The organism is Pseudomonas sp. B6001 (assembly GCF_013386015.1).
Classification (GTDB): Bacteria; Pseudomonadota; Gammaproteobacteria; order Pseudomonadales; family Pseudomonadaceae; genus Aquipseudomonas.
Genome location: NZ_JACAOX010000008.1, coordinates 11935 through 34420, shown reverse-complemented (window position 1 = coordinate 34420; position 22486 = coordinate 11935). Strand labels below are relative to the sequence as shown.

Below are 22486 nucleotides of genomic sequence, written 5' to 3'. Positions count from 1 at the left end.
ATGAATGAGAGCAGTTTTTATTCAGACTTTTTACAGCGGCTTGATCACCACCACCAAATCCGTGAAGTACTCCACCTTGATCGGCAGGTTATCCGCCAGCGACGCCAGTGCCGCGCCGGTGTCATCGAGCTTGAATACCCCGGACACGCGCATCCCTTGCAGCGCCTGCGGATCAAAGCGCACCAGCCCATGGCGGTAACCGGCGAGGGTTTGCAGGACCTCGCTCAGGGGCTGGTCGTCGACCTTGAGCAAACCACGGGTCCAGGCATCCGGGTCGGCGTTGCCGATGGGTTGTGGGGTGCCGGCACGGCCGTCCTGGAGCGTGGACTTCTGCCCCGCCGGCACTTTCACGTCGCCCGCAACGGTGCCTTTGACGGCCACGGTGGACTCGATCACGGTGACCACGGTCGCGCCATCCTCGGCCTTGCGCACCAGGAACCGCGTGCCCAACGCCGTGGCCGTGCCCTGGTCGGTGTGCACCACGAACGGCCGTTGCGCGTCCTTGGCTACCTCGACCCACATCTCGCCCTGCAACAGTTCGATCACCCGTTGGTGGCCGTCAAACTTCACGTCCAGTGCCGAGTTGCTGTTGAGCTGCACCTGGCTGCCATCGGTCAGTGCCACCTGGCGCCGTTCGCCCACGCTGGTGCGTTGGTCGGCCATCCACACCGGCAGGCGCTCAATCCCGGCCCAGCCGCACAGCAACACACCCAACAGCGCGACGGCCTGGGTGCTACGGGCGGCAAACCTTGTTTTCTGTGGGGCAAATGCACGGTTCAGGGCCATGCGCGCCGGGGCGGCGGGCAACTCGTCGAGGCTGCCCCACAGGCTGCGCATGCGCTCGATGGCGACGGCATGCCGTGGATCGGCCTGGCACCATTTCTCGAAGGCCGCGCGGTCGGCCTCGGTCACGTGGTCGTCGTGCAACAACGTCAGCCAGCGGGCGGCTTCACTGATGATCTGCTCGGAACTCACGACAGCGGGTCCGCCCCGTGCAGGGTGTGATAGCAATGCACCAACGCACTGGAGATGTAGTTCTTCACGGTGCTGGAAGACACCTGCAGTTGTTCGGCGATTTCGCTGTAGGTCAGCCCGTCGAGGCGACTGAGCAGGAATGCCTCGCGGGCCTTGGCGGGCAGGCCGATGAGCATTTCGGCAATGCGTTCCAGGGCCTGCAGTGCCACATGAATCGCCGCCGGGTCCGGCATGCCGGCATCTTCGCTCTGGATCGCCAGGGCTTCCATGTAGGCCTTTTCGATGCGCCGCCGACGCGCGCCATCGATCATCAAGCGCCCCGCCGTGGTGGCCAGGAAGGCGCGGGGTTCCTTGATGGTATGGGGATCGGCCAGCAGCAGGATGCGGATAAACGCGTCGTGGGCCAGGTCGGCGGCATGTTGCGAGCAGCCGAGTTTCTTGCGCAGCCAACCGTGCAACCAGGAATGATGGTCGCTGTAGAGGGTGGTGATGGTCTGCTGGCGACGGGCTATATCACCATCAGCTACAGGAAAGTCATGCATGCGCAAAAATTTCTCAAACAAGAAAGATTACCAATTGCGCGAACGATGACAGTAAAACGAAGGGGGAGCAAGGATGGAGTGATGGCTTGCAACGAATCTGCGACTTGCTGTGCCCACCTTGAAAGCGACTAGTGCGCACGCGACACTTCTGCGACTCATACAAGGACATCACGCATGACAACCTTCGCCAACACGGTCTCTACCCGCGAGGCCTATCAACTGCTCAAGGACGTGGCATTAGAGGTTCGAACGCTGAAACCCGTCAGCTCCAGCGACGAGCAAATGGTTGTCGACATCGACGGCTGGCAGGTCACGCTGTCAACCTGCGGGACGGCTCTGGAGTGCTGCCTGCGCTGTATTGCACCGGATAACAGGCAAGGTTCACTGGACACCTGGCAACGTTACGGCACCAATCCGCTCGATCTGATGAGCCTGTGGGAGCGAACGCAGCTGCAGCGCCTGGTGCATGCAGCCTTCGTTCGCTGAACATGCGCCCTGCCAGCAATCACCCACTGCCAACATCAAACACTTTACGGATTAACGCCAGCTCCAGGAAACCCCGGTGTAAACCCCCATGCCATCCCCCGGCGTCGACCGCGCCACATCCAGCCCCTTGTCGTCATAACCCGGCGTGACCGTGTTCGCGTAACGCCGGTTGGTCAGGTTGCGCAGGTCGACCCAGGCTTGCCAGTCGTGCTTCGGCGCGTCGTACCCGAGCGTCGCGCCGAGCAGTGTGTAGGCCGCCGCGTAGTAGGAGTTGGCGTAGTCCACCGCGACCCGCGATGAATGTTCGCCATTGAGGCTGGTGTAGAAACCGCTCGGGTGGCTGTAGCGCAATTGCGCCTGGTAGTAGTGCCTGGGGATGCCGGGCAAGGTGTTGTCGCCGAAGCGGTCGTCGTTGCGGTAGTGGAAGTCGCTGTAGGTGTAGGCCTGGCGCAGGGCGAGCTGGCCCGTGCGGCCCCCGTCCCACAGCGGGCTGATCAGGCTCAGCTCCAGGCCTTGGTGCACGGTTGGGCTGGCGTTGGATTCGGCGATTATTGCGGACGTGGTGGACGTCGCGGCCTGGGTTTCGACGCTGAGCAGTTCGTGGCGCACCTCGGAGCGGTACAGCGCCAGGTCCCACTGGCCGAACCATGCTTCACCGCGACCGCCGACTTCCAGGGTGGTGGCGGTCTGGTTTTTCAGCTTCACCCCTTCACGTTGCAAACCGCTGGCCGGGCCGCTGCCCACGGGGAAGTACTTGTTGGAGCCCCAGATCATCGACCACGCATGGGGCGGTTCCACCGAGCGACTCAGGTTGCCGTACACCTGCAATTGGGGGCTGAAGTCGTAGCGCAGGCCAACCCTTGATGCGTAATCCCAATCGTGCTGGCTGATGGGTGTGTGGGTCTGCGGGTAGCTGACTTCGGTTTCACGACGGGTGTAGATCGCCGCCAGCCCGGTGGTCAGCCACAGGTCCGGCAGCAGTTCCAGGTCGTTGCCGATATGCAGCACGGTGTCCGAACCCAGGTAGCTGTAGTCGCGGGTCCTGGTGCCGGGCGCGTAGTCCGCCGTATTGCCGGTGGGGATCCGCACGAATTCCGAGCCGCCGTTGTTCGGCATCGCCTGGGTGGTGCGCAGGCCGAGGGTGGTCTTGCTGTCACGCCCGAACAATGTGTCCTGGCGGATGTAATTCAGGGTGCCGCTGACGTCGGTGTAGGCAACCTTGAGACGGTTGGTGCCCTCGCGCAGGTCCATCGGATAATCGTGATACGCCAGCCCGACCTCGACCCGGGCGTTGTCGTCCAGGTGCAGGGTGGTTTTGTTGGCGATCCAGGTCGAGCCCGGTTGCGTGCGTTTCGAGTCTCGCGCCACGTTGAGGCTGGCGGCGGCGCGCGGGTCGTGGCTGATCTGGTCGCGGGTCAGTTTGCCGGGGGAATCGTTGTCGGTTTCGCGGTAGCGAAAGTAGAAGCGGGTTTCCAGGTCGGGGTTGAAGCGGTAGCCGAAGTTGGCCGCGATGCCCTTGCCGCTGCCGGCGCTGTGGTCCTGGAAACCGTCGTATTGCGAGTCGGTGAGGCTGATGTAGTAGTCGGCATCCCCCAGCACCTGGCCCGAGCTGATCTCTCGCTGGCCGTAGCCATGGCTGCCTGCTTCGTAGCGTACTTGCAGCCTGGGCGCGTCGTAGCCGGTGTGGGTCACGTAATTGACTGCCCCACCCAGGGCCAATGCGCCCTGGTCAAAACCGTTGGCGCCACGCAGCACTTCAACGCGGCTGAGCCACAACGGGTCCTTGAGTTCGTAGGGCGTGCCACCCGGGCCGGTCAGTGGCAGGCCGTCGAAGGTTTCATACAGGCCGGAAGCGTGGGCGCCCGGGCCCCGGTTGATACCCGAGCCACGGATCGAAAGCTTCACCCCTTCGTTGTTTGCCGCCTTGGCATAAACACCGGCCTGGTACTTGAACACGTCCTCGTTGGTGCTCACCCGTCCCTGATCGACGCTGCCCATGTCGATGTAGTTGGTGGCGCCGGGCACGCTCTTGAGCTGGGCCTGGGCCAGTTCGTCGGCGCTGAGTTCGGCGCTGCTGACTTCGACGGGGGCCAGTTGCAATGTGTCGTCGGCCTGGGAAACCGGGCTGAAGCTCAGGGCGGCGCCAAAGCCCAGCAAGGGCCAGGCTTTTCGGGAGGTGAACGGAAACGCGGGGGGCATGGGGGTAAATCCTTGGAATTCGTTTTTGCGACGGGCTCGGTCCGGCACAAGGTCTGTGGTGGGAAGCCCGTGAAGCGCGGCGGGTCACCATTGATGAACGCACAGGCCCCCATCGGCGTTAAGTCCAAAATAGAATTACCAAATGCAAACTCAGTATTTATGGAAATAAGCGGCACCGATTACTGTAGAGCCATTGAGTCCCCAGAGATTTACGTCATGCAAACATCCGCCACCGTCATCGATTTCACCCTCCACCGCAAACGCCGCCAGGCTCGCGCAGCGGCTGAACTGATGTGGGCGATGTATGCGGCACGGGCCGGGGTCGCGCTGTTTACCGCACACGTCACCACGTCCAGCGATACCCGCCGGGCGTGAGGCGATGAATTTCCTGCATGCGATACCCGAAGTGCCCGACCTCCCCACCAAACCCAAGGACTGCAACAGCGGCGACGATGACGCCATCGGCCAGTGCGTCGCGCAGAACCTGCAGCGCCTGCGCAGTAAACGCTACCTGTCGCTGGATGCCCTGGCGCGCAACTGCGGCGTAAGCCGGGCGATGCTTGCGCAGATCGAGTCCGGGCGCAGCGTGCCGTCGATCAAGGTGCTGTGCAAGATCGCCAAAGGCTTGAAAGTGTCGGTGGCGGCGTTCCTGGAGAACCGTGCGTTCGAAGGGGTTGAACTGCTGCCGGCGCAACAAAGCAAACGCCTGGTGAGTGCCGATGGCAGCTTCATCAGCCGGGCGCTGTTTCCGTACGATATGGCGCGCCAGTCGGAGTTCTACGAGATACGCCTGAAGGCCCTCGGCGAGGAGATTTCAGAAGGTCACGGGCCCGGCATCCAGGAAAACCTGGTGGTGGCCCAGGGCGTGCTGGAAGTCAGCGTCAACGAGGAACGCTACCTGCTGTCCACCGGTGATTCGATTTTGTTCTACGCCGACCAGCCCCACCGCTACCGCAACCCCGCAGACAGTGAGGCGGTGGCGTTCCTGGTGATCACCTACCCGGAACGCCTGGACTGAAACGCAAAAAGCCCCGGCACTCGCCGGGGCTTTTTGATCTCACGCCAAACGAATCAGCAGGTGCAGCACATCATCGGCATGCCGTTGCAGCTCATCATCATCGGCATGGCGCAGTCGTTCATCATCTTCATCATCAGCATGCAGCAGTTGTTCATCATGTCCATGCTCATGCCAGGCATCGGCATCATCTTGCAGGTCATGCAGTCGGCTTCCATCTTGCATTCCATGACGCACTTCATCATCGGCATAGGCATGCCCATCGGCATCATCATCGGCATGTTCATGGTCGACATGCTGTTCATCATCGCCATGCCGTCTTCAGACATGCACATCATCGACATGTTGGCGCACTGCATCATCATCGGCATGCCGCAGTTCATCATCATCGCCATCATTTCGGCGTTGTTCTTGAACATCGCCATGTCCATGCCCGCGGCCGGCTTCATGGTGCACATCATGGCCTCGTCGGTCATCTTGCAGGTCATGGTTGCCATCATCATCGGCATGCCCATCATCGGCATCATCGGCATCGCGTTGTTCATTGGCATCTGCATGGCGTTCATCATCTTCGAAACTCCGTAATCGACAGGAAATGAGTAAGTTCTGGGGCCGATTCTAGAGAGGCCGCACAACGGCGCAAGACGCTGGCCCAGCAGCAGGAATAGACGCTGCATGGGGATTTCCCGGGGCGCGGCAGCGGATAATTCCGTGATGACAGATGCTTTGGCGTAATCACGCCGGCCGGCTCCGCTATCAGGGCCAAACCGGCGCGATGGATATGCGATTGGGGAATGGCCCCCAATCAGAAGGAAATAAACGATCTAACCACGGTAGAAATACCCGCTCATTCGGCGAAGAAGCGGTTCGCCGGACGCGGCAGCCCGAGGTTTTCCCGCAGGGTAGAGCCTTCGTACTCGCGCCGGAAGATCCCGCGCCCCTGCAACTCGGGCACCACCCTGGCCACAAAGTCATCGAGCCCGCCCGGCAGCCACGGGAACATGATGTTGAAGCCATCGCTGCCCTCTTCTTCCAGCCACTGCTGCATCTCATCGGCAATACTGTGGGCGGTGCCGACAAACGAGAGACCTGCATAACCGCCAAGACGCTGGGCCAATTGGCGCACCGTCAACTGTTCGCGATCAGCCAGCGCCAGTACCCGTTCGCGGGAGCTCTGGCTGGCGTTGGTTTGGGGAATCGCCGGGAGGTATTGGTCGGGATCAAACTTCGTCGCGTCGGTACCCAGCGCGATCGACAGCGAGGCAATCGCACTTTCGTAATGCACCAGGCTGTCGAGATGCGCACGAATCCGCCGCGCATCTTCCAGCGTATCGCCGACCACCACAAACGCCCCGGGCAAGATCTTCAGATGGTCGGGATGCCGCCCCACCGCCAGCATCCGGCGCTTGATATCGGCATAGAATTTACGCCCTTCCTCGAGCGTGCCGGGCGCCACGAAAATCACCTCGGCGGTTTCTGCCGCCAATTGCCGGCCCGGCTCCGAGGCGCCGGCCTGCACGATCACCGGCCAGCCCTGCACCGGGCGGGCAATGTGCAGCGGGCCGCGCACATTGAGGTAGCGGCCCTGGTGATTGAGGGTGTGCAGCTTGTCGGGGTCGAAGTACACACCGCTGTCGGCATCGCGGATGAAGGCATCATCGGCCCAACTGTCCCAGAGCCCGGTGACCACATCGTAGAACTCCCGCGCACGGGCGTAGCGCTCGTCGTGGGCATAGGCCTGCTCCAGGCCGAAATTCTGCGCCGCATCCGGGTTGGCAGTGGTGACGATATTCCAGCCGGCGCGGCCGTTGCTCAGGTGATCCAGGGACGCGAAGCGCCGGGCAATGTGGAACGGTTCGTCGTAGGTGGTCGAGGCCGTGGCTACCAGGCCGATGTGCTCGGTGGCCTGGCTCAGGGCCGACAATAAGGTGAACGGTTCGAAGGAGGTGGCGGTGTGGCTGCGCTTCAACGCGTCGATAGGCATGTTGAGCAGGGCGAGGTGGTCGGCCATGAAGAACGCATCGAAACGCGCTTTCTCCAGGGTTTGGGCAAACTGCTTGAGGTGCGTGAAGTTGAAGTTGGCGTCACGGTAAGCGCCGGGATAGCGCCAGGCGCCGGTGTGGATGCTGACCGGGCGCATGAACGCGCCCAGCTTCAGTTGGCGTTGAGTGGTCATGGAAAGCCCCTGATCGAGAGGGGCCCAGCATCGGATGGGCGAACGGCGTCTGTCTAATAACCAAAGGATCTGACTTATGCCTGCGCGGATCGGCTGTTGTAGTCCGCCAGAAATTCTTCGGAGGCGACATGGTCTGCCATGCCCCGCAGCTGCGCGGCCGAATCATGCCCCAGCACCTCCTCTACCCGGTTATTGGCGGCCGCCCAGTACACCAGCGCCTCACTGAACAGCGCTTCGCCCTTGGGCGTGAGCACGCAGCGTTTGGTGCGCTTGTCCAGGGCATCCGGGCGCAGCTCGACAATCCCGTCGCGCACCAGCGGCTTCATCGCATGGGTCAGCGCCGACATCAGGATCGCCAGGCGTCCGGCCAGCTCCTGCAACGTCGGCCCTGCCTGCTCATCCACCGCCGCCCACCGGGCGATTTCACCCAGCAAGCCGACCTGCGTAGCCTTCAGGCCAATCGGCGCCAGCGCTTCGTCATACAGTTGGCCCAGCCGCCGGGCGGCACGGCGCAGTGCGTTGTTGGTGCACGCCACGTCCCCCAGCAGGCTCAAAAGGTCGGCACGGGCATCAGGCTTGTCAGTCTTGTGTGTTGGCATTTTCAGATCCTCCATGCCGGTAGAATGATTGAGTACTAAACCATTGACAAGGACAAACGCCAAGCCTATAACTTGAGCCCTCAACAATATTGGTTGAGTACTCATCTATTGGAGCCGTTCATGTCGATCCCTGCTTCCACAAAAATTGCCCTGATCACGGGTGCTTCTTCAGGTATTGGCGCCGTGTATGCCGACCGATTGGCAGCCCGTGGTTACGACTTGATCCTGGTCGCCCGTCGTGAAGACCGCCTCGAAGCACTGGCGGCGAAGATCACTCAAGCCTACGGGCGCGAGGTCCAGACCATCGGCGCCGACCTGGTAAACCCCGCGGACCTGGCCCGCGTTGAAAGCCTGCTCGCCGGCAACCCGGCGATCCAGGTGCTGGTGAATAACGCCGGCCTGGCCCGCCTGCATCCGCTGGCTCAATCCTCGGTCGAGGATTCCACGACCCAGATCGCCCTGAACATCACCGCCCTCACCCGCCTGACCCACGCGGCGCTGCCGGGCATGCTGGTGCGCAATGAAGGTTTGATCATCAACGTGGCATCGGTGTTGGGCGTGCACTCGCTGCCGGTCAGCTCGGTGTACAGCGGCACCAAGAGCTATGTCCTGGCATTCAGCCGTGGCTTGCAATCGGAACTGGCGGAAACCGGGGTGAAGGTGCAGATCGTGTTGCCGGCAGCCACCGCTACCGAGATCTGGGACGCGTCGGGCATTCCGCTTTCCGCCCTGGAACAGGAGTCGGTCATGACCACCGAAAACCTGGTGGACGCGGCACTGGCCGGGCTGGATCAGGGTGAGACGATCACCTGGCCGTCGGTGGCCGATGGTTCGTTGTGGGAGACCTATGATGCGGCGCGTGGTGCGTTGTTTGCGGCCACGCAAACAGGCAAGCCGGCGCCCCGGTATGGGATCGTCTGAGGCGCCAGCCGGCTTTATTGAATACCGATGGAAATACGCCGCACAGTCTGCTCCTCACGGGGCAGGCTGATGTCGCCTTCGTAGGTGCACTCGCGGCCGGTGCAGCTGTTTTCCACGGTCACCGGCGCAAGGCTTTTGACCGGAGAGCGCGGCTTGGGCTCAGCCTGCGGCGTGAGCGGTACAGCGCTGAGGACAGGTGCCTCGTAGGTCAGGTCCAGGCTGGACGCGTGGGCCTGGGTGGCCAGAACGGCGAGCAGTGCGCTCGCCATGACAGTCCTTGTAAACAACATCGAAATCTTTCCGGGCAGCAAAAAATGAAGGGGCAATGATAAACCCTTGAGCTGCCGGGTTGAAGTCAACGTGCCTGGACGGCAGGTTCCAGCACCAATACGTTGGAGGGGCCCGCACGGAATGTCGGGTTGTGCTTCGCGGCTTCCAGCATGTGCGGCGCTGCGTGGTGATCCTTGAGCGCCGCCTTTGAAGCCCACGTCTCGATCAACACAAAACTGTCGCTGTTGCCCTCGACCGGATGCAGGTCGTACTGGATGCAACCGGCTTCGGCCCGGACCAGCGGAGCGAGCCCGGCAAAGGCCGCCAACTGGTCCGCACCCCGGCCAGGCTGGGTATTGATGATGACGACAAGCCGCACTTCATCGGACATAAACAGCACCGTTATCGATAAGGAAATTGAGCGGCCACAGTAAGGGATGCCATTCTCTGGCGCTATGAAAAATCTATCAGTAAGCTACTTTCACTGATTGGATTGAGTCAGCACTCAAGCCCTCCCCCTTTTCTGCACCCGGCGATAACCACGTGATCGAAGTAACCGAAGTTTCCATTGCCCAGCTGCGCACTGCGCTCGAATCCGGCCAGACCACGGCGGTTGAACTGGTCGAGGCTTACCTCGCCAGGATCGACGCCTACGACGCCCCCACGACTGCCACCGCGCTCAACGCGGTGGTGGTGCGCAACCCGCAAGCGCTGGAGGAAGCCCGGGCATCCGACGCACGCCGGGCCAGCGGCACAACCCTGGGCCCGCTCGACGGCATTCCCTACACGGCCAAGGACAGCTACCTGGTCAAGGGCCTCACCGCCGCTTCCGGCAGCCCGGCTTTCGCGAACCTGGTTGCCTACCGCGATGCGTTCACCATCGAGCGACTGCGGGCAACAGGCGCCATTTGCCTGGGCAAGACCAACATGCCGCCGATGGCCAACGGCGGCATGCAGCGCGGCGTATATGGCCGGGCCGAGAGCCCGTACAACGCCGACTACCTCACCGCACCGTTCGCCTCGGGCTCCTCCAACGGCGCCGGCACGGCGACTGCGGCGAGCTTCGCGGCGTTTGGCCTGGCGGAAGAAACCTGGTCCAGCGGGCGCGGCCCGGCGTCCAACAATGGCCTGTGTGCCTACACCCCGTCCCGTGGCGTGATCTCGGTGCGCGGCAACTGGCCGCTGACCCCGACCATGGACGTGGTCGTGCCTTACGCCCGGACCATGGCCGACCTGCTTGAAGTGCTCGACGTCGTGGTCGCAGAAGACCCCGACACACGCGGCGACCTGTGGCGGATGCAACCCTGGGTGCCGATCCCCGGCGTCGCCTCGGTACGCCCGCAATCCTATGCAGACCTGGCCGCGACCGGCGATGCACTCGCTGGCAAACGCTTCGGCGTGCCGCGCATGTACATCAACGCCGACCCCGAGGCAGGCACCAGCGACGCCCCGGGAATCGGCGGCCCTACTGGCCAGCCAATCAAAACCCGGGCCTCGGTGATCGAACTCTGGGAAGCTGCGCGCAAGGCACTTGAAGCCGCCGGCGCAGAAGTGGTCGAGGTGGATTTCCCGCTAGTCTCCAATTGCGAAGGCGATCGCCCGGGCGCACCGAAAGTGTTTACCCGAGGCCTGGTGTCCAAGGAATTCCTCCACGATGAATTGTGGGAACTGTCGGCCTGGGCGTTCGATGATTTCCTGCGGGCCAACGGCGACCCTGCGCTGAACCGCCTGGCGGATGTCGACGGCCCGAAGATCTTCCCCCACGACCCCGGCACCCTGCCCAACCGCGAAGACGACCTGGCCGCCGGCATGGACGAATACGTGCGCATGGCCGAGCGCGGCATCACGCCGTGGGACAGGATCAGCACCGTGCCCGACGGCCTGCGCGGCCTGGAACAGACACGACGCATCGACCTTGAAGACTGGATGGATAACCTGGGGCTGGATGCGGTGATTTTTCCGACAGTCGCCGACGTAGGTCCGGCGGATGCGGATGTGAATCCCGCGTCGGCGGATATCGCCTGGAGCAACGGAGTGTGGGTCGCCAACGGCAACCTCGCCATCCGCCATTTGGGCGTGCCGACAGTGACGGTGCCCATGGGCGTCATGGCCGACATCGGCATGCCGGTGGGGCTGACATTTGCTGGCCGGGCGTATGACGATTCGGCGCTGCTGCGATTGGCATCGGCCTATGAGTCGACGGGCAGCAAGCGCCTGGTGCCGCCGCGCACGCCGGCGCTGGTGGCTCGTCAGGACTGATTGATTTCGCTGCTGATCTTGCGCATCAACCGATCGGCTTCCGACCCGGGTTCAAATCGAAAGCCACGCATCTCGTCGAGGAGCAGGCAATCGCTGATGGCCTCCCAAAGTTGCTCCTGGGTCGGCTTGTTGCGCAACAGTATGTATGAAAGCAGCAGGCGTTCGAGGGGAACGCCCCGAATACAGGCCGTTTCAATGATTGCCAGCAGGATAAAGCGCAGTCGAACTTCCCGCTCCGTGGGCCAAACCGTTTTTCGCTTACCCAATGCCGGGCCTCAGTGTCAGGAAAAGCGTGAGGCTATGGCCCAGAGGGGTGGCGTTTCAAGCGCTGCATGGGGAGAAAGCCCTGCTCCTACACAAAACAGGGAAAAAGCCCACGAAATCACCCCGCAGATCAACAGCCTTTCACACACGCTTGCCCATCAACGGATCACTGATGCTATGCGCCCCCGTCTCGATCCGCCCCGCCACCCGCCGAACCCAACCATGCTCGTCACGTAGCTTGAAGTCATACCAGCCCCCATTCGGCTGGCAGGAGAACGTTCGTTGCACGGTACTGCCGCCCGCAATCTCCAGCAGCCACGGCCCCTGCTTGGTGTAAGGGCAACGCTCGATGGTGATTGAGGCCGCACGCTTGCCGGGGTTGACCAGGCTCAGCAGCAAGGTGTCACCGTGATACGCCAGGGATAACTCCGGCTCGCGACGCTGCAGGTGCCCCTTGAACGAACGGTGGAACCCATTCGGCCCCAACAGCCAGAGCTTGTAGGCGCCCGCCACTTGCCAGGTGTCACTGAGGTGTTTGCCGGCTTCCACCGTGTAGCGGCGCGGTACCTCGTCCAGGTGCAGGCGGTCGTAGACGTGGAACACCACGCCCTGTTCGCCATTGTTGAAGAAGTCCAGGCTCACCGAACTGGCGCGACGGTCAACCGAGCCTTCAACGTTCAACTGGTACGGCAGCGCCCGGGATGGCCGCGCCATTCGCGCCTGGAACGGCGCCTGTTGCTGGCCTACCGTCGGCAGGGCGACCTGGGGCAGCTGCTCCTGGCGTTGACGCAGGGAGTCGGCGGCCTGGCGGCTGATGGTGTGCAGCGGCGGCAGGGTCTCGGTGTTGGGGTTGACGAAGTTGAAGGCCGAGGTGAGGTCGCCGCACACCGCCCGGCGCCAGGCGCTGATATTGGGTTCGCGCACGTGGAAACGCTTCTCCAGAAATTGCAGCACGGAGGTGTGATCAAACGCCTGGGAATTGACCCAGCCACCACGGCTCCACGGCGACAGCACCAGCATTGGCACTCGCGGCCCGGGGCCGTACACCCCGCCGTCCGGCGCGGGTTGCTGGCTAGAGCCGGGCGGTGCCGGGTGGGTGAAGATCTCGCTGTCGAACTTCACCGTGGACTTGCCGGCAAAGCTGCCATCCAGGCGTTTGGACGGGGCTGACGGCGACGGCACGTGGTCGAAGAAACCGTCGTTTTCATCGTAGTTGACCAGCAGCACGGTCTTGCTCCACACGTCCGGGTTGGCGGTCAGTGCCTTGAGGATTTCCTGGGTGAACCAGCCGCCTTGCACCGGGCTGGAAGGCCCGGGGTGTTCGGAGTAATCGGCCGGCGCCACCAGCCAGCTCACCTGTGGCAGGCGCCCGTCGTTCACGTCCTTGCGAAAGCCCTGGATGATCGATTCCAGGTCGCTGCCGCTGACCGCCGGCAGGGTGTTGCCATTGCCTTTGTACAACGGCACGCGGGCGTTCAATTGATCGCTGTAGGGCACAAAATCCTTGAAGTCTTTCGGTGGCACGGCGGGGTTGCCGGCCGCGACGCTGGCCGCACGAAACTGGCGAAACCCGGCCAAGGGGTTGTCGCCAAAGTTATCCGGCAGGTACTGGTAAACCTTCCAGCTCACACCCGCTTCTTCCAGGCGCTCGGGATAGGTTTTCCAGGTGTAGCCCACGCCCACCGCGCCGGGGCCGTCCCATTCGTTGACCACCGCCGCCACATTCGCACCGGTCGGGCCGTTGGTGCCGGTCCAGTGGAACAGCCGATTGGGATTGGTACCTGCGTGTACCGAACAGTGGTAGGCGTCGCACAGGGTAAAGGTGTTGGCCAGGGCGAACTGGAACGGCACTTCCTGCTCACGGTAGTAACCCATTGAGGTGGGTGTCTTGAACGTTGGCCAGGCGTTCATCCGGCCGCTGCTCCAGGCGGCGTGCTCGTCGACCCAGGAATGCGGCGTGCCGCTGACCCGCTGCGCGTTGCCACGGGAGCTGTCCAAGTGATAGGGCAGGATCCGCCGCCCAACGCCCTGCTGCTCCCACACCCGGTGCCCGCCCGGCAGTGGAATAGTGAAGCGGTCACTGAACCCGCGCACACCCGGCAAGGTGCCGAAGTAGTGATCGAAGGAGCGGTTTTCCTGCATCAGGATCACCACATGTTCGACGTCCATCAGGGTGCCGGTGCGGTTGTTGGCGGGGATCGCCAGGGCCTGGCGAATGGAGTCGGGCAACAGGGTGTAGGCGGATCCGATGGCAGCTGCTTGCAACAACGTTCTGCGTGTAAGAGTCGGCATAAGACGATTCAATCCCTTGAAGTTCTGGAGCGAGGCTCAGGACAAAATAGGGACTCAAGGCGACAAAGAAATGACATCGCTCGAATCGCGCTCGACCTGCCCCACCTGATACTCCCTCGGCGTACACCCGAACTCGCGCTTGAACACCGTGTGCAGGTACTGGGCGGATTTGAACCCGCAGTCATAGGCAATATCCGCAATCGCGGCCCTGGTATTTTCGAGGCTGGAAACCGCAGCCGCGAGTTTGAAGCGCAGGATTTCATCGTGGACGCTGCGGTTCAGTTCACTGCGAAAATGCGCTTCCAGGGACGACCGCGACACACCGACGTAGTTGGCGACCTGGGCGGTCTTGATGCCCTGGCAGGCGTACTGGCGAATGAAATGCAGCGCTTGCATCACGTAGGGATGGCCGAGGGGTTGGTGCAGGCTTGAGGTCTGCACGTTGACCGCTTCCGGCGGCACCAGGATCTGGCTGCCTGCCGAAGGCATGCCGTGCAGCATCTGGTGCAGCAGGCGCGCGGCGGTGCGGCCCATTTTTTCAGTGCCCTGGATCACCGAGCTCAGCGGCACGCGGGTCAGGGTGCGGGTCAAGGGGTCGTTGTCGATGCCGATCAGTGCCACTTGCTCCGGCACCGGGATGCCGGCGGTGAGGCAGGCCTGCAGCAACTGGCGGGCTCGGGCGTCGCTGACCGCGATGATGCCGATGGGTTTGGGCAGGCTGTGCAACCAGGCAATTTGTTGCTCCACCGCCGAGTCCCACAGCGGCGCGCTGGTGCCGAGCCCGCGATACACCTCCACCGGCAAGCCATCGCGCTCCAGAAGGCGGCGGAAGGCTTTTTCGCGCTCCTGGGCCCAACGGTTGATATCGGCTTCAGGCAGGCTGAAACAGGCAAAGCGCGTCAGCCCGGCTTCGATCAGGTGTTCATAGGCCAGCTTGATCAGGGCGAAATTGTCGGTGGCCACGTACGGAGTATGCCGTGGGTAAGCCCGCTCATCCTCATAAGACCCGCCCACCGCCACCACCGGCACATGCACACCCGCCAACGCGGGGCCCATCGCCGGGTCGTCGAAGTCGGCAATGATCCCGTCGCCATGCCAGCGCTCGATACCCTTGAGCCGGCAGACGAAGTCCTCTTCCAGGAACAGATCCCACGACACCCGCGTACTGCTCAGGTAGTTGCCGATCCCGGTGATGATGCCGCGATCATAGATCTTGTTGCCATTGAACAGCAGGGCAATCCGGTGCACAGGCGGGACAGTTTTCACAGGGGCGGCTCCATGCGATATGTCGAGCCACTATGCGCGTAAAACCACTCAAAATCGAACCCCGCTCTGGTGATTTTCATAATCGGTTGGCCGGGGGCCGTTGCTAGTATCGAGGCAAGGTTAACGTGCACTCATAACAACAAGGATCTGGCGATGCCCTACTTTCCCGCGGTCGAAAAAATCCTCTACGAAGGCCCCGATAGCGACTCTCCCCTGGCCTTCCGGCACTACGATGCAAACAAGCTGATCCTCGGCAAACCGATGCGCGAGCACCTGCGGATGGCCGCGTGTTACTGGCACAACTTCGTCTGGCCCGGCAGTGACATGTTCGGCTCCGGCACCTTCCAGCGGCCCTGGCAGCAACCGGGGGAAGCCCTGCAAGTGGCACGCGGCAAGGCCGAAGCGGCGTTCGAGTTTTTCTCCAAGCTGGGCATCGACTACTACAGCTTCCACGACACCGACGTGGCTCCCGAAGGCGCAAGCCTGGCGGAGTACCGCGACAACTTTGCGCGAATGGTCGACCAGCTCGAAGGCCATCAGGAACAGACCGGTATCCGGCTGCTGTGGGGCACTGCCAACTGCTTCAGCAACCCGCGCTTTGCCGCCGGCGCCGCCAGTAACCCGAACCCGGAAGTGTTTGCCTATGCGGCGGCCCAGGTATTCAGCGCGATGAATGCCACCCACCGTCTCAAGGGCTCCAGCTATGTGTTGTGGGGCGGCCGCGAAGGCTACGAGACCCTGCTCAATACCGACCTCAAGCGCGAGCGCGAGCAACTCGGGCGGTTCATGCGCATGGTGGTCGAGCACAAATACAAGATCGGCTTCACCGGCGAGCTGTTTATCGAGCCCAAGCCACAGGAGCCCACCAAGCACCAATACGACTACGACAGCGCCACCGTGTTTGGCTTCCTGCATCAGTTCGGCCTGGAGAAAGAGATCAAGGTCAACATCGAGGCCAACCACGCCACCCTCGCCGGCCACAGTTTTCACCATGAGATCGCCACCGCCGCATCCCTGGGGATTTTCGGCAGCATCGACGCCAACCGCGGCGACCCGCAGAACGGCTGGGACACCGACCAGTTCCCCAACAGCGTCGAGGAGCTGACCCTGGTCACCTACGAGGTACTCAAGGCCGGTGGCTTCAAGGGAGGTGGCTACAACTTCGACTCCAAGGTACGCCGCCAAAGCCTCGACGAAGTGGACCTGTTCCATGGCCACGTGGCCGCAATGGACGTGCTGGCGCTGTCCCTGGAACGTGCCGCCGCCATGGTGCAGAACGACGCCCTCGAACAATTCAAGGCCCAGCGTTATGCCGGCTGGGACCAATCCTTCGGGCGTGCCGTGCTTGGCGGCGACTTCAGCCTGGCGTCGCTGGCCGAGCATGCCTTCAGCCACCAACTGAACCCACAAGCTGTGAGTGGCCGCCAGGAGATGCTCGAAGGCGTAGTGAATCGCTTTATCTACCCATGACCGCTACGCTCCAGGTCCAGCAGTGCGTCTAAACAACAATAAAAGGGACTCACCATCATGAAACACCTGAAAACTGTCTTGCTCACCAGCGTTCTGGCACTGCTTTCCAATTCGGTCATGGCCGACGCGGCCCATCCGAAAATCGGCTTTTCCATCGACGACCTGCGCCTTGAACGCTGGGCCCGCGACCGCGATTATTTCACCGCCGCCGCCGAACAACTGGGGGCCAAGGTCTATGTGCAGTCGGCGGACGCCAACGAACAGCGGCAGATCTCGCAGATTGAAAACCTGATCTCCCGGGGCGTCGACGTGATTGTGATCGTGCCGTTCAATGCCACGGTGCTGAACAACGTGGTGGCCGAGGCCAAGAAAGCCGGGGTGAAAGTGCTGTCCTACGACCGGCTGATTTTGAATGCCGATATCGACGCCTACATCTCCTTCGATAACGAAAAGGTCGGCGAGATGCAGGCCCAGGGCGTGTTGAACGCGCAGCCTAAAGGCAATTACTTCCTGCTGGGCGGCGCACCTACCGACAACAACGCGAAGATCCTGCGCCAGGGCCAGATGAAGGTGCTGCAGCCTTCGATCGACAAGGGCGACATCAAGATTGTCGGCCAGCAATGGGTCAAGGAATGGAACCCCACCGAAGCCCTGAGCATTGTCGAAAACGCCCTGACCGCCAACAGCAACAAGATCGACGGCATCGTCGCCTCCAACGACGCCACCGCCGGCGGCGCGATCCAGGCCCTGGCGGCACAAAAACTCGCGGGCAAGGTGCCGGTCTCGGGCCAGGATGCCGACCTGGCCGCGATCAAGCGCGTGATCGCCGGTACCCAGACCATGACCGTCTACAAGCCCCTGAAGCTGCTGGCGTCCGAGGCGGCCAAGCTCTCGGTACAACTGGTGCGTGACGAGAAACCGGCCTACAACTCGCAGTACGACAACGGCAGCAAACAGGTGTCGAGCATCCTGCTCAAGCCGACCGCGTTGACCAAGGACAACGTCAACGTGCTGGAAGAAGACGGGTTCTACACCAAAGCGCAAATCGCCGGGCAGTAAGCGTACGGCTCACTGCAGGGGCGGTATGAGGCCGCTCCTGCCTTTTCGCTGTGGAATGAGTGCCCGCCATGTCCGACTACCTGCTGGAAATGAACAACATCGTCAAGACCTTCGGTGGCGTCAAAGCCCTGAATGGCATCGACATCAAGGTAAAACCCGGGGAATGCGTAGGGTTGTGCGGCGAGAACGGCGCCGGCAAATCGACCCTGATGAAAGTGCTGTCGGCGGTGTATCCCCATGGCACCTGGGACGGCGAAATCCTTTGGGACGGCCAGCCGTTGCGCGCCCACTCCATCGCCGAAACCGAAGCCTGCGGCATCGTGATCATCCATCAGGAACTGACCCTGGTACCCGACCTCTCGGTGGCCGAAAACATCTTCATGGGCCACGAGCTGACACTGCCCGGCGGGCGCATGAACTACCCCGCCATGATGCACCGTGCCGAAGCCCTGATGCGCGAGCTGAAAGTGCCGGACATGAACGTCGCCCTGCCCGTTTCGCAATACGGCGGCGGCTACCAGCAACTGGTGGAAATCGCCAAGGCCCTGAACAAGCAGGCGCGCCTGCTGATCCTCGACGAACCCTCCTCGGCGCTGACCCGCTCGGAAATCGAGGTGCTGCTGGACATCATCCGTGGGCTCAAGGCCAAGGGCGTCGCCTGCGTGTACATCTCCCACAAGCTCGATGAGGTCTCGGCCATCTGCGACACCATCGCGGTGATCCGCGACGGCAAACACATCGCGACCACGGCCATGGCCGAGATGGACGTGTCGCGCATCATCACGCAGATGGTCGGCCGTGAGATGAGCAACCTCTACCCCACCGAACCCCATGCGGTCGGCGAGGTGCTGTTCGAGGCGCGCAACGTCACCTGCTACGACGTCGACAACCCGGGCCGCAAGCGGGTGGACAATGTTTCGTTCAGCCTGCGCCGTGGCGAAATCCTCGGCATCGCCGGGCTGGTGGGCGCCGGCCGCACGGAACTGGTGTCGGCGCTGTTCGGCAGCTACCCCGGGCGCTACCAAGGCGAGGTGTGGCTGGATGGCAAGCCCATTGATACACGCACGCCGCTGAAGTCGATTCGCGCCGGGCTGTGCATGGTCCCGGAAGACCGCAAGCGCCAGGGCATCGTCCCGGACCTGGGCGTTGGGCAAAACATCACCCTGGCGGTGCTGGACCGTTTCTCGCACCTGACGCGCATCGATGCCGAGGCGGAACTGGGCAGCGTCGAGCAGGAAATCAAGCGCATGCACCTGAAGACGGCGAACCCGTTCCTGCCGATCACCAGCCTGTCCGGCGGCAACCAGCAGAAGGCCGTACTGGCCAAGAAGCTCCTGACCAAACCCCGGGTGCTGATCCTCGACGAACCGACCCGTGGCGTGGACGTGGGCGCCAAATATGAGATCTACAAATTGATGGGCGCGCTGGCGGCCGAAGGCGTGTCGATCATCATGGTGTCCTCGGAGCTGGCCGAGGTGCTGGGGGTCTCCGACCGGGTGCTGGTGATCGGCGAGGGCCAGTTGCGCGGCGACTTTATCAACCAGGGCCTGACCCAGGAACAGGTGCTCGCCGCCGCCCTCAGCCAACCGAACGGGCATGACAATAATAATGATCGGAAGTCCGCGTAAATGAACCAGGTCAAACAGCTCTTCACCCGCTACAAAATGCTCGCCCTGTTGATCGCCGTGGTGCTGATCTGGGTGTTTTTCAGCTGGCAGACCGAAGGCGGTTTCCTGACCCCGCGCAACCTGTCGAACCTGCTGCGGCAGATGTCCATTACCGGCATCCTGGCCTGCGGCATGGTGCTGGTGATCATCAGCGGCGAGATCGACCTGTCGGTGGGCTCGATGCTCGGCTTGCTCGGCGGCGTCGCGGCGATCCTGGATGTGGTTTATCACATTCCCCTGCCGCTGAACCTGGCCATCGTCGCCCTCTGTGGCTTGCTGATTGGCCTGGGCAACGGCTACATGACCGCGTACCTGCGCATCCCCTCCTTCATCGTCGGCCTGGGCGGCATGCTCGCGTTTCGCGGGGTGCTGCTGGGCATTACCGGCGGCACCACGATTGCACCGGTTTCGCCACAACTGGTGTACATCGGCCAGGGTTACCTGCCGACAGTGGTCGGGGTGATTCTCGGCGTGTTGCTGTTCGGGCTGGCGATATTCCTGACCTGGCGCCAACGCCACAACCGCGCCCTGCACGGCTTGGCGCTGCCGTCGATGCTGCGCGACAGCGTGCGCGTGGTGTTGATCGGTTTCGTGCTGGCCGGCTTCGTCTACACCCTCAACAGCTACGACGGCATTCCCGTGCCGGTGCTGCTTCTGCTGGTGCTGCTGGGGGTGTTCAGTTACGTCACCAGCCAGACCGTCTTTGGCCGGCGCATCTACTCGGTGGGCAGCAACATGGAAGCCACACGCCTGTCGGGGATCAACGTGCAGGCGGTCAAGCTGTGGATCTTCGGGATCATGGGCGTGATGTGCGCCCTCGCCGGGCTGGTCAACACCGCGCGCCTGGCGGCGGGTTCACCTTCGGCGGGCAACATGGGCGAACTGGACGCTATCGCGGCGTGCTTTATCGGCGGTACTTCAATGCGCGGCGGTTCGGGCACCGTGTACGGCGCCCTGCTCGGCGCACTGGTGATCAGCAGCCTGGACAACGGCATGTCGATGCTCGACGTGGACAGCTACTGGCAGATGATCGTCAAGGGCAGCATCCTGGTGCTGGCGGTGTGGGTGGATGTGAGTACGCGGACGGGGCGTCGCTGAGGTTGGGGCAATGGCATGGAGCTTGCTCTTGACAAGCAGGCGGCCGATATCGGCCTCGACTTGAGCAGAAACGACCCACGAGGCACATGCCATGCACAGTTTGTTCTTTGCAACCGCTCAGATGATCAACGGCCGCGTACAGTCCGTTGATTCCATGGACAAACATCCGGACCCTAGGGCAATGCCCCTTGAACTGCAGGCAAAGCTTGGCATCGCCCTTGGGCTGCTGGCCCTCGGCAGCTGTTTCGCGCTGTGGTTGATCGGCGCCTGAGCCTGCCCCAAAAAGAGGCTGGTGTTACCGCCCGGGCAACTCTATTGGGCGGTCCGGATCATGTCGGCAGCTTTTTCGCCGATCATGATGCACACCGAGTTGGGATTGCCTGAAATCAGGGTCGGCATGATCGACGCATCGGCCACCCGCAGCCCTTCGATACCATGCACCTTGAGGTCCGGCCCCACCACTGCCCGCTCATCCACACCCATGCGACAGGTGCCGGATGGATGCAGTGCGGCGTGGGCTTCCTGATGGCAAAACCGCTTCATCGCTTCGCGCGAACGCACGGTGGGTTCCGGTACATGCCGACGAGCCACGTAGGGTTTGAAGGCCGCCTGGGCCATGATCTGTTCGCCCACCAGGCAACCGTCCACCAGGCTTTCAATGTCGTACGGATCGGAAAAGTAGTTGGGCACGATGCGCGGCGGGGACATCGGGTCGGCGGAGTAAAGCTCCACATAGCCCCTGGACCTTGGCCGTATCTGCCCCAGGTTCAACGTGCAGCCATTGCCGCCGGGCACCGAATCCACACCCTCTTCGATGCCCGCGCCCACCACCATGAAATACTGGATATCCGGGTGCACCGCTGTCTTGTCGCCCCACCAGAACGCCCCGCCTTCAATCAGGTTGGACGCCGCCGGGCCTTGCCGGAACAACGCGTACTGCAACCCCGCCATAAGCTTCCACCACGGTTTTTTGTACTTGTCGTAGCTGTGGGGGCCGGTCAGCTCATACACCAGTGAAATTTCGATATGGTCCTGCAGGTTCTGCCCCACACCGGGCAAATCCTGAACCACTTTGATCCCGTGTTTTTCCAGCTGCTCAGCGGGCCCGATCCCCGACAACATCAGCAACCGGGGTGAGTTGATGGCGCCGCAGGACAGGATGATTTCCTTGTCGGCGTGCATCACCTGGCGCACGCCCTTCTCCAGGTATTCGATGCCGACGGCCTTGTTGCCCTGCATCAGGATACGCAGCACCCGGCAGCCGGTCTTCACCGTCAGGTTCTTGCGCGACTTGGCCGGCGCCAGGTAGGCCACGGCGGCACTGCTGCGAAAGCCGTTTTTGGCGGTGATCTGGTACAGCCCGCAGCCCTCGGGCTGGCCCGAGTTGAAGTCTTCGTTATAGGGCAATCCAAACTGCTGGCAGGCCCGCAGCCAGACTTTGGTCAAGGGGTGGATATTGATCGGGTCCGACACCCCCAACGGCCCGCCGACACCGTGCACCTCGTTGCAGAACCGCTCGTTGTCCTCGGCCTTTTTGAAGTACGGCAACACGTCTTTATACGACCACCCGGCGGCGCCCTGTTCGGCCCAACCGTCGTAGTCGGCGGGCACGCCACGGATATAAATCATCGCATTCACCGAGCTGCCGCCCCCGAGCACGCTGGCCTGGACCATGGTCGGCGTTTCGCTGCGGTGCTGGTCCTCGGTCGGCTCCCACGCATAACGCTTGAGCAGCGGGCCCTGGGCGGTCTTGTAGTAGGCGCCGGGAATATGGATGTAAGGGCTGCGATCCCGCGGGCCTTCCTCGAACAGCACCACCGACGCTCCCGCATCCTCACTCAGGCGCGATGCGACTGTGCAGCCCGTGGAGCCGCCCCCGATTACGATGAAATCCACCATGACAACCTCAGATCTTTTTAGTATTCAGC

21 protein-coding genes are annotated in these 22486 nt (G+C 62.5%); 10 read left to right on the top strand and 11 right to left on the bottom strand.

The window, feature by feature from the left end:
- Positions 1-30: 30 nt before the first annotated feature.
- Both HX821_RS10235 and HX821_RS10230 read right to left on the bottom strand, forming a co-directional pair.
- Positions 31-975 carry a FecR family protein gene (locus tag HX821_RS10235; protein WP_008435992.1) on the bottom strand — a complete coding sequence of 315 codons (945 nt, stop codon included), beginning with the start codon at positions 973-975 and terminating at the stop codon, positions 31-33.
- On the bottom strand, positions 972-1517 hold the full coding sequence (locus HX821_RS10230) for a sigma-70 family RNA polymerase sigma factor (protein WP_003219688.1): 546 nt from the start codon (positions 1515-1517) through the stop codon (positions 972-974). Before HX821_RS10230 ends, HX821_RS10235 begins: the two co-directional genes overlap by 4 nt.
- A 174-nt stretch (positions 1518-1691) precedes the next feature.
- Between HX821_RS10230 and HX821_RS10225 the strand changes: the two genes are divergently transcribed.
- A complete protein-coding gene (locus HX821_RS10225) occupies positions 1692-2003 on the top strand; it encodes a hypothetical protein (protein ID WP_102605590.1) in 312 nt (103 codons plus the stop codon).
- A 51-nt stretch (positions 2004-2054) separates the two neighbouring features.
- Here HX821_RS10225 and HX821_RS10220 read toward each other — a convergent pair whose 3' ends face one another.
- Positions 2055-4202: a TonB-dependent receptor domain-containing protein gene (locus tag HX821_RS10220; RefSeq protein ID WP_177035696.1), complete on the bottom strand. Its 2148-nt coding sequence runs from the start codon at positions 4200-4202 to the stop codon at positions 2055-2057.
- A gap of 216 nt (positions 4203-4418) precedes the next feature.
- On the opposite strand from HX821_RS10220, the gene HX821_RS10215 reads away from it, so the two are divergent.
- Genes HX821_RS10215 through HX821_RS31965 form a run of 3 tightly spaced genes read left to right on the top strand, consistent with a single transcriptional unit; the run spans position 4419 to position 5802 of the window.
- Positions 4419-4577 (top strand): hypothetical protein, encoded by a 159-nt coding sequence (locus HX821_RS10215; RefSeq protein ID WP_003219684.1) that lies wholly within the window; start codon positions 4419-4421, stop codon positions 4575-4577.
- A 4-nt stretch (positions 4578-4581) separates the two neighbouring features.
- A complete protein-coding gene (locus tag HX821_RS10210) occupies positions 4582-5220 on the top strand; it encodes a helix-turn-helix domain-containing protein (protein ID WP_008436005.1) in 639 nt (212 codons plus the stop codon).
- Between the two features lie 60 nt (positions 5221-5280).
- Complete coding sequence (locus HX821_RS31965; RefSeq protein ID WP_043225000.1) at positions 5281-5802, top strand: hypothetical protein; 522 nt, start codon at positions 5281-5283, stop codon at positions 5800-5802.
- 262 nt (positions 5803-6064) lie between these two features.
- On the opposite strand, the gene HX821_RS10200 is transcribed toward HX821_RS31965, so the two are convergent.
- Positions 6065-7393 (bottom strand): LLM class flavin-dependent oxidoreductase, encoded by a 1329-nt coding sequence (locus tag HX821_RS10200; RefSeq protein WP_003219678.1) that lies wholly within the window; start codon positions 7391-7393, stop codon positions 6065-6067.
- Between the two features lie 74 nt (positions 7394-7467).
- Positions 7468-7992, bottom strand: coding sequence for a MarR family winged helix-turn-helix transcriptional regulator (locus HX821_RS10195; protein WP_003219677.1), 525 nt, complete (start codon positions 7990-7992; stop codon positions 7468-7470).
- A gap of 120 nt (positions 7993-8112) precedes the next feature.
- On the opposite strand from HX821_RS10195, the gene HX821_RS10190 reads away from it, so the two are divergent.
- On the top strand, positions 8113-8913 hold the full coding sequence (locus tag HX821_RS10190; RefSeq protein WP_087693038.1) for an SDR family oxidoreductase: 801 nt from the start codon (positions 8113-8115) through the stop codon (positions 8911-8913).
- A gap of 14 nt (positions 8914-8927) precedes the next feature.
- Here the strand turns inward: HX821_RS10190 and HX821_RS10185 are convergent, their stop codons facing one another.
- On the bottom strand, positions 8928-9182 hold the full coding sequence (locus tag HX821_RS10185) for a hypothetical protein (RefSeq protein WP_177035695.1): 255 nt from the start codon (positions 9180-9182) through the stop codon (positions 8928-8930).
- A gap of 86 nt (positions 9183-9268) precedes the next feature.
- A complete protein-coding gene (locus HX821_RS10180) occupies positions 9269-9574 on the bottom strand; it encodes a putative quinol monooxygenase (RefSeq protein ID WP_003219672.1) in 306 nt (101 codons plus the stop codon).
- A 152-nt stretch (positions 9575-9726) separates the two neighbouring features.
- On the opposite strand from HX821_RS10180, the gene HX821_RS10175 reads away from it, so the two are divergent.
- Positions 9727-11442, top strand: a complete 1716-nt coding sequence (locus HX821_RS10175) for an amidase (RefSeq protein WP_008436013.1) — start codon at positions 9727-9729, stop codon at positions 11440-11442.
- Here the strand turns inward: HX821_RS10175 and HX821_RS10170 are convergent.
- The 3 genes from HX821_RS10170 to HX821_RS10160 all read right to left on the bottom strand — a co-directional run bounded on the left by HX821_RS10170 (position 11433) and on the right by HX821_RS10160 (position 15264).
- Positions 11433-11708, bottom strand: coding sequence for a hypothetical protein (locus HX821_RS10170; RefSeq protein WP_003219667.1), 276 nt, complete (start codon positions 11706-11708; stop codon positions 11433-11435). The two genes, HX821_RS10175 and HX821_RS10170, sit on opposite strands and share 10 nt — an antisense overlap.
- A 139-nt stretch (positions 11709-11847) precedes the next feature.
- Positions 11848-13998, bottom strand: coding sequence for a phosphocholine-specific phospholipase C (locus HX821_RS10165; protein WP_177035694.1), 2151 nt, complete (start codon positions 13996-13998; stop codon positions 11848-11850).
- A gap of 54 nt (positions 13999-14052) precedes the next feature.
- Entirely contained in the window at positions 14053-15264 is a 1212-nt protein-coding gene (locus tag HX821_RS10160; RefSeq protein WP_003219663.1) for a DNA-binding transcriptional regulator, read from the bottom strand.
- Between the two features lie 153 nt (positions 15265-15417).
- On the opposite strand from HX821_RS10160, the gene xylA reads away from it, so the two are divergent.
- The 4 genes from xylA (at position 15418) to HX821_RS10140 (ending at position 20558) form a co-directional block, all read left to right on the top strand.
- A complete protein-coding gene (gene xylA, locus HX821_RS10155; protein WP_003219661.1) occupies positions 15418-16734 on the top strand; it encodes a xylose isomerase in 1317 nt (438 codons plus the stop codon).
- A 57-nt stretch (positions 16735-16791) separates the two neighbouring features.
- On the top strand, positions 16792-17793 hold the full coding sequence (gene xylF / locus HX821_RS10150) for a D-xylose ABC transporter substrate-binding protein (protein ID WP_003219660.1): 1002 nt from the start codon (positions 16792-16794) through the stop codon (positions 17791-17793).
- Positions 17794-17861: 68 nt separating this feature from the next.
- Entirely contained in the window at positions 17862-19421 is a 1560-nt protein-coding gene (gene xylG, locus HX821_RS10145; protein ID WP_177035693.1) for a D-xylose ABC transporter ATP-binding protein, read from the top strand.
- Positions 19422-20558, top strand: a complete 1137-nt coding sequence (locus HX821_RS10140; protein ID WP_003219656.1) for a sugar ABC transporter permease — start codon at positions 19422-19424, stop codon at positions 20556-20558.
- Positions 20559-20870: 312 nt separating this feature from the next.
- Here the strand turns inward: HX821_RS10140 and HX821_RS10135 are convergent, their stop codons facing one another.
- Positions 20871-22457 (bottom strand): GMC family oxidoreductase, encoded by a 1587-nt coding sequence (locus tag HX821_RS10135; RefSeq protein WP_177035692.1) that lies wholly within the window; start codon positions 22455-22457, stop codon positions 20871-20873.
- Positions 22458-22486: the final 29 nt, after the last annotated feature.